Here is a 6,794-nt window from a genome sequence, read left to right as displayed (position 1 = left end):
GCCGCGTCGTTGAGCTTGAGCTTGTTCAGTGCGTCGCGCAGATCCTCGAACTTGTCGGTCTCGATGGGGTAGATCCCGGCAAAGACGAAAGGTTTGGCAGGTTCGAAGCCTCCGATGGGCTCGGCGGTGGGGTGTTTGGCGTCGGTGATGGTATCCCCCACCTGGAGGGCTTCGACCGTCTTGAGGCCGGTAACGACGATCCCCACCTCTCCCGCGGAGAGTTCCGGTGTTTTGATCGGCTTGATGGGATGGGGATACATCAGATCCAGGACCTGGTGTTCCTCGGCCGTTCCCATGATCTGTACCTTCTGCCCCTTCTCGATCTTCCCTTCGAAAACGCGCACCAGAGCCAAGGCTCCCAGGTAGTTGTCGAACCAGCTGTCGTAGATCAGGGCTTTGGCGGGTGCCGCTTCATCGCCGGCAGGGGCGGGGATCTTCTCCACGATCATGTCGATGAGCTCTTTGACCCCCTGCCCGGTCTTGGCGGAGACCAAAGCGTGCTCGGTGGCGTCGATCCCGATCGCCTCCTCCAACTCCGTCAAGACCCGGTCGGGATCGGCGGCGGGGAGGTCGATCTTGTTGACGACGGGGATCAGCTCCAGATCGTTTTCGATGGCGATGTAGACGTTGGCGATGGTCTGCGCCTCGACTCCCTGGGCGGCATCCACCACCAGCAGCGCCCCTTCGCAGGAGGCGAGAGAGCGACTCACTTCGTAGGAGAAATCGACGTGACCCGGGGTGTCGATAAGGTTGAGGACGTAGTGCTCACCGTCTTTGACATAATCGAGACGGACCGACTGGGCCTTGATGGTGATTCCACGCTCTTTTTCGATATCCATGGTGTCCATGAGCTGCGCGCTCATCTCCCGGTCGCTGACGGCACCGCACTCCTGGATGATCCGGTCGGCCAGGGTCGATTTGCCGTGGTCGATATGAGCGATGATGGAGAAGTTTCGGATATGGGACTGAGGCACTTTGGCGGCCAAGGGCGCTCCTTTTGGGGTGCAGGGAATCTTTGGAGAGGTATTTTATCGAAAAAGGATGAACGGTTCTCTATCTTCTTTTCAGCCCTTTAACCCAAAAAGGCTATCGCCTCCTCCGGATTTTTGGGCGGACTGAAATAGAATCCTTGGATTTCATCACACTCCATCTCCTTGAGAAGACGAAGTTGCTCCGCACTCTCGACACCTTCAGCGATGGTATGGAGATCAAAGGCTTTGGCCAGAGCGATGGTGGCCTGTATGATGGCGCGATCAGATTCGTTGGAACACATATCGGAGACGAAAGAACGGTCGATTTTGAGTTTGTTGACGGTAAACTGTTTGAGATTGGCCAGGGAGGAGTAACCGGTACCGAAATCGTCAATGGAGGGCCGAAAGCCCATCTTTTGCAGCGTATCGATGACCTGATATCCCTGCTGACGTGAATGCATAAAGGTCGTTTCGGTGATCTCGAACTCTATCGAAGAGGGGGAGATATCGTAATGAGACACTCTCCGGCGAATCTCGTCACAAAACCCCTCTTCCATCAATTGCCGGCGAGAAAGGTTGACGCCGATTACCGGGGGAGTCACCCCCTGCTTTTTCCATTCGACGATCTGCCGGCACACCTCGTCAAAGACCCAATATCCGATTGTGATAATCAATTCACTCTCTTCCGCCACCGGGATGAATTCCGCCGGTGAGAGCGGACCGCACTCCGTCTCCCGGATACGCAGTAACGCTTCGAATCCCTTCACCTCTCCGGTGGTAATATCAACCTGCGGTTGATAATTCAGATAAAACCCTCCGGTAGAGAGAGCCTCTTTCAAGGCACGCTCTATACGATAGAATCGTTTAAGATCTTCATCGAAGGTATGGGAGTAGCGCGTGATACGTTTGCCACCGTTTTGTTTGGCATGGGTGATTGCCATATCGGCATATTGGATCAACTCTCCCGACTCGGTGCTATCCTCCGGGAAACAGGCGATCCCGATACTCGCTCCCACATCCAAAAGTTCGTCACCGATCTGAAAGGGGCGTTGAAACACTTCGATAATCTTTTCGGCGGTTTTGAGGGGAAGATCTTTGTCTTCGTCATCCTCGAGAATCAGCAAGAACTCGTCACCGCCGAGGCGTCCGAAGAGATCGTCCCTGCCGAGAGACTGCCGAATCCGAGAGACACACTCCTGCAACACCCGATCTCCCGCACTGTGTCCGGCAGTATCGTTGATCTCTTTGAAATCGTCTAGATCGATCAAAAGCAGCGCCCCGCTTCTTCCTTGATCCCGGCATCGAACCAGGGTCTCTTCGAGACGCTGAAAAAGCAGTCTACGGTTGGGAAGTTCGGTGAGCAGATCGTGAGTCGCGGTAAAATGGAGCTGCTCCCGTGACTTCTTGAGTTCGGAGATATCGGTGAGCATCGCGACACGATAGGTCGTCTCTCCCTCGTCACTGAACACTGTATCGATAGTGAGCCAGGCCGGCAACTCCGATCCGTCAGGTTTGAGGATCTTCACCTCTCCGCTGAAGAAGTTCTCCGCTTCCATTCTTCGACTGATCCTCTCCATCGTTTCCCGGTCAAAAAAATCTGCATAGTCGTTCAGTTTGCTTCCGGGAAGATCCTCTCTATCGATCTCCAACATCCGGCAAAAGGCGTCATTGACCTCCAGGTATTGATTATCCGAAGAGATAATCAGAATCCCCTCCGTGGCATCATGGAAAATCTTTTTGAGGAGATTGAAATACTCAATGGATTTTTTCTCCGCCGTCATATCACGGACGATAGCGATAGAGGTACGTTTGCCGTTCTCTTTGACATGCGTCGGCATGATTCGCGCTTCATAAAAGCGTTTCCCGGAGCGCCCCGGCATATCATAGGTAATGACGGTAAGTTGACGGGTGTTGATCGCCTGAAGCGTGGCTTGCAAAAACAAGGAGGCATACTCCGGAGGAAAAATCTCCTCCATGGTATGGCCGATGATCTCCTCTTTGGGACGGTAGAGCATATCCTCACTTCCCTGGGAGATAATATCGAGGTATTTCCCCTCTTCATCCACATAGACAATTAGATCGGGAATGACGCTTGTCAGCGCTGCGATCCGCTGCTGAAACCGCGCCTGGGATATCTCCAGAAGTGCTTGGTGCGTTTGAAAAGAATCATGGTGGACAGGCCCGGAAAAATTCGGATCATTCTCCTCGGTTGCCAGAATTCGGTCCAGCCGCTCCAGAAAAACTTTCCAATCCTCCTTCGCAGGAACCGTATTGATATCGAGTCCACTCTCCTGTAATATTTTTTCCAGCAGCCGATGCATTTCACACTCCCCAACTCACTCTCAAAAACAGCCGCGGCTATGATCCAACCTTTTTTTCGGTCTTCATCCTAACAAGCTGCACACCTTGCTTTCTCCCGGCATTGATTACCTGACGAATAAATTATTTAAAATAATATCGAAACGTTGAGATATGTCAATAAGACCGTTTGTGAGGTGAAAAAAGAAGAAGACGGGAGTGGCTCTCCCCATGGACTCAATTGGTCATAAAGAGAGAGTTGACGCTTTCGTTGTTTTGGACTCGACGGATTACTTCGCCCAGCATGTTGGCGGTAGAGAGGACTTTGATCTTTTCGCATCCTTCGGCGATGGGGATCGTATCGGAGACCACCAGCTCATCCAGGGCTCCTTCGCGGATCCGATCGATGGCGGGACCGGAGAGGACCGGGTGGGTACAACAGGCCATGACACTGTTGGCCCCCAGCTCTTTGAGAGCGGCGGCCCCTTTGACCATGGTCCCGGCGGTATCGACCATGTCGTCGATGAGGATCACGTCTTTGCCCTCGACCTCACCGATGACGTTCATCACTTCCGCGACGTTGGCCTTTTCCCGCCGCTTGTCCACGATCACCATATCGAGCCCCAGCCGGCTGGCGAAATAGCGGGCCCGGGCCACCCCGCCGATATCGGGAGAAGCGATGATCGGATTGGCAAAGTTTTTCGATTTGATATAGTCAATGAAGAGAATCGCTCCGTAGAGGTTGTCGACGGGAATATTGAAAAAGCCCTGGATCTGGGAGGCATGCAGATCCACGGTGACGACCCGGGTGATCCCGGCCGTCTCCATCATATCCGCCACCAGCTTGGCGGAGATGGGGACCCGGGGGGCCGCTTTGCGATCCTGGCGGGCATAGCCGTAATAGGGAACCACCGCCGTGATCGATTTGGCCGACGAACGCTTCAACGCGTCGGTCATGATCAACAGCTCCATCAAATTGGCGTTGGCGGGAGCACAGGTGGGCTGGATGATAAAGACATCCTTGCCCCGGACGCTCTCGGCGATCTGTACGTTGATCTCTCCGTCGGAGAAACGATTGATGGTGGCGCCGGAGAGAGGCATCTCCAGATAGTCGGCGATGGCCTGGCTCAGCTGAGGGTTGGCGGTCCCGGAAAAGAGCATATAGTTACTCATGAAGTCGATCCCTTGTTACGTTAGTGGATTTTGATGGATATATTTTACTCTAGGGTTGTTAAAAGGGGGATTTTTCAGACACTCAAAGCAACCCCAGCTGCAGTTTCGCTTCGTCGCTCATCTTCGACTGGTCCCAGGGGGGATCGAAGACCAGTTCCACGTCCACCTCTTCGATGGAGTGATCCTCCACCCGGGAAGGAATGGTACGGACCAGGTCGACCAGGATCTCCGACATGGAACAGGTGGCCGAGGTGAGGGTCATGACCACCTTGCAGCGGTTGAGCCGTGTTTCGGGATCCTTTTCACACTTGACATCGTAGATCAGGCCCAGGTTGTAGATATCGACGGGGATCTCCGGATCGTAGATCTTCTGCAGCTCTTCGATCATTCGCTTTTCGGACGCTTCAGGAGTGACGTCTCGGGGATCTTTGCTCATGCGTTCTTCTCCTTGCACTCTTTGGCATAATCGTAAACCTTTTTCAAAAAGGCTTCCATACTCTGCTGCCGCACCGGGGAGAGGTGCTCGACGATTCCCAGCTGCTTCAGCTCTTCGGGATTGAAATTCAGAATCTCATCGGGGCTTTTGTCACTGAAGATATCCAGCAGCAGTGTCAGCATTCCTTTGGCCATCTCGCTGCTCCCCTCCCCCCGGAGGATCAGTTTGCCGTCCCGGCACTCCCCTACCAGCCAGGCAGGCGAAGCGCACCCTTCGATGAAGGTGGCGTCGTTCTTCTCCTCTTCGGGCAGTGTCGTATGCTTCTTCCCCAGATCGAAAATGTATTCGAATTTCTCGTCGGGAGTCTCGAAGAGATCGAAATCCTCTTTGTAACGTTGCAGAACTTCTTTGATTGTAGACACGACTGTTCCTTAAAAAAAAGAAACTAGTAACTAGAAACTAGTAACTAGTAATAAAACGATAGCGTTGCGAAGCAACGCCAACCGAAACTATTCACTATTAATTATTAACTATTAACTATTTAGCTGCGGTCCCCGCAGCCAAATCCTCGCATCCGTGGCAGGTCTCCATGCAGGTGACACTGGTCATCCCCCAGTAGGCGGTTTCGAAACTGGCGTGGAGCCGCTCGCGCATCACTTCATCTTCCAGGGCGTCGATCAGTTCGTTGGCGAAGGCCAGGATCAGCATCTTGCGCGCCTCCTCTTTGGTGATCCCCCGACTGCGGAGATAGAAGAGCTGGGCTTCGTCGAGCTGGCCGGTGGTGGAGCCGTGGCTCGCTTCCAGATCGTCGATATAGATCTCCAGCTGAGGTTTGCTGGCCATGTAGGCGCCGTCATTGAGCAGGATCGCCTTGGAGTTCTGGTGGGCTTTGGTATATTTGCCGGTATGCTCCACCTTGATCAACGCATCGAAGATGCCTCGGGCTTTTTCCGCCAGGATATTTTTGGCCCGTTGGTTACTGACGGAACTCTGACCGATGTGTACGATCTGGCTCACAGTGCCCCGACGGGCGTGATCGGTAGCATAGAGCAGATGGTCGGCATCGATCCGGGCGTGTTCGTGCAGCTCTACCCGGATCAGTTGCAGACCGCTTCCGGCGCCGAAGTCGAAGCTGTGCAGCCGGCAGAGTGCCTGAAAATCCACTTTGATCCGGTGGGAGAAGATAGGGGTGTAGTCCCCCTCTTTCAGCGTCTCATCCTTGATCAGCGTCAGGGTGGCATCCCGGGAGATGAAAACGTCACTGCCGCTGAGGATCAATGCGCCGCAGGCCTGCTCTCCTTCGAAACGTTCGTCGATCTGAACATGGGTGTTGGCATCCAGATAGATCGCCGTCCGGTAAGCCAGGAGTTTCCCCGCTTGGGTGAATCGGTGCACCAACGCTACTTTCGCATCCTTTTTGAAACGGATCGAGATCACTTCGTCGCTCATCAAATGTCCCAGGTAGTAGAGCGGATCGAAATGCTCTCCGTCCAGGTCAATGGCATCGCTGCATCCCACCTGGACCTCCACCCCTTTGGGCAGAGCCGTCACCCGTCCATCGGTGATGACGATCTGCCCCTCGCTCTCAGCGATCTCCGCAGGCGTTTCGCTCCGGAGAATCTCCCAGTCCTGCGCCATTAACGGCTCGATATCGAAATAGCGGTAGGCTTCGCTTTTGCGGGTGGGCATGCCCAGCTGCGCCAGGCGTCTGGCGGCCAGCACCTTCGACGAGGCCGTGCCCAGCTCCTCCATCAGGGTCTCGGGGGTCATCTCCCCCAGCAGCATCGGTCTCATCACGCCTCCTCGATGGCGCCGTAACCCTTCTCCTCGAGCTCGGCGACCAGCTCGGGGCCGGCAGTTTTGATGATCTTCCCGTCCTTGAGAACATGGATATAATCGGGCTCGATGTAGTCGAG

General features: G+C 54.4%; 6 protein-coding genes. All 6 read right to left on the bottom strand.

Translation table 11 applies throughout. From position 1 onward, the window contains the following. Window positions 1-986 (bottom strand): GTP-binding protein (locus tag F8I07_RS04355; RefSeq protein ID WP_292656203.1); only part of this gene is annotated, 986 nt, incomplete at its 3' end. An 86-nt stretch (window positions 987-1,072) separates the two neighbouring features. Continuing rightward, complete coding sequence (locus tag F8I07_RS04350) at window positions 1,073-3,292, bottom strand: EAL domain-containing protein (RefSeq protein ID WP_292656201.1); 2,220 nt, start codon at window positions 3,290-3,292, stop codon at window positions 1,073-1,075. A 214-nt stretch (window positions 3,293-3,506) separates the two neighbouring features. Further along, window positions 3,507-4,442, bottom strand: coding sequence for a ribose-phosphate pyrophosphokinase (locus F8I07_RS04345; protein ID WP_292656199.1), 936 nt, complete (start codon window positions 4,440-4,442; stop codon window positions 3,507-3,509). Between the two features lie 82 nt (window positions 4,443-4,524). Next, entirely contained in the window at window positions 4,525-4,878 is a 354-nt protein-coding gene (locus F8I07_RS04340; RefSeq protein ID WP_292656197.1) for an iron-sulfur cluster assembly protein, read from the bottom strand. After that, window positions 4,875-5,300, bottom strand: a complete 426-nt coding sequence (locus F8I07_RS04335; RefSeq protein ID WP_292656195.1) for a SufE family protein — start codon at window positions 5,298-5,300, stop codon at window positions 4,875-4,877. The genes F8I07_RS04340 and F8I07_RS04335 overlap by 4 nt, the downstream gene beginning before the upstream one ends. A gap of 115 nt (window positions 5,301-5,415) precedes the next feature. Continuing rightward, window positions 5,416-6,672 carry a SufD family Fe-S cluster assembly protein gene (locus F8I07_RS04330; protein WP_292656192.1) on the bottom strand — a complete coding sequence of 419 codons (1,257 nt, stop codon included), beginning with the start codon at window positions 6,670-6,672 and terminating at the stop codon, window positions 5,416-5,418. Window positions 6,673-6,794 lie beyond the last annotated feature (122 nt).

The sequence above is a fragment of the Nitratifractor sp. genome (assembly GCF_015487065.1).
In the GTDB taxonomy this organism is placed as follows: Bacteria; Campylobacterota; Campylobacteria; order Campylobacterales; family Sulfurovaceae; genus Nitratifractor.
Note: the sequence above shows the minus strand (reverse complement) of the source record. Positions and strands in the feature narration are given on the sequence as shown.

Excerpts from the sequence above, each read along its gene's own strand:
- F8I07_RS04350 (WP_292656201.1), bottom strand. The coding sequence starts at position 3,292 with ATGCATCGGCTGCTGGAAAAAATATTACAGGAGAGTGGACTCGATATC.
- F8I07_RS04345 (WP_292656199.1), bottom strand. The coding sequence starts at position 4,442 with ATGAGTAACTATATGCTCTTTTCCGGGACCGCCAACCCTCAGCTGAGC.
- F8I07_RS04340 (WP_292656197.1), bottom strand. The coding sequence starts at position 4,878 with ATGAGCAAAGATCCCCGAGACGTCACTCCTGAAGCGTCCGAAAAGCGA.
- F8I07_RS04330 (WP_292656192.1), bottom strand. The coding sequence starts at position 6,672 with ATGAGACCGATGCTGCTGGGGGAGATGACCCCCGAGACCCTGATGGAG.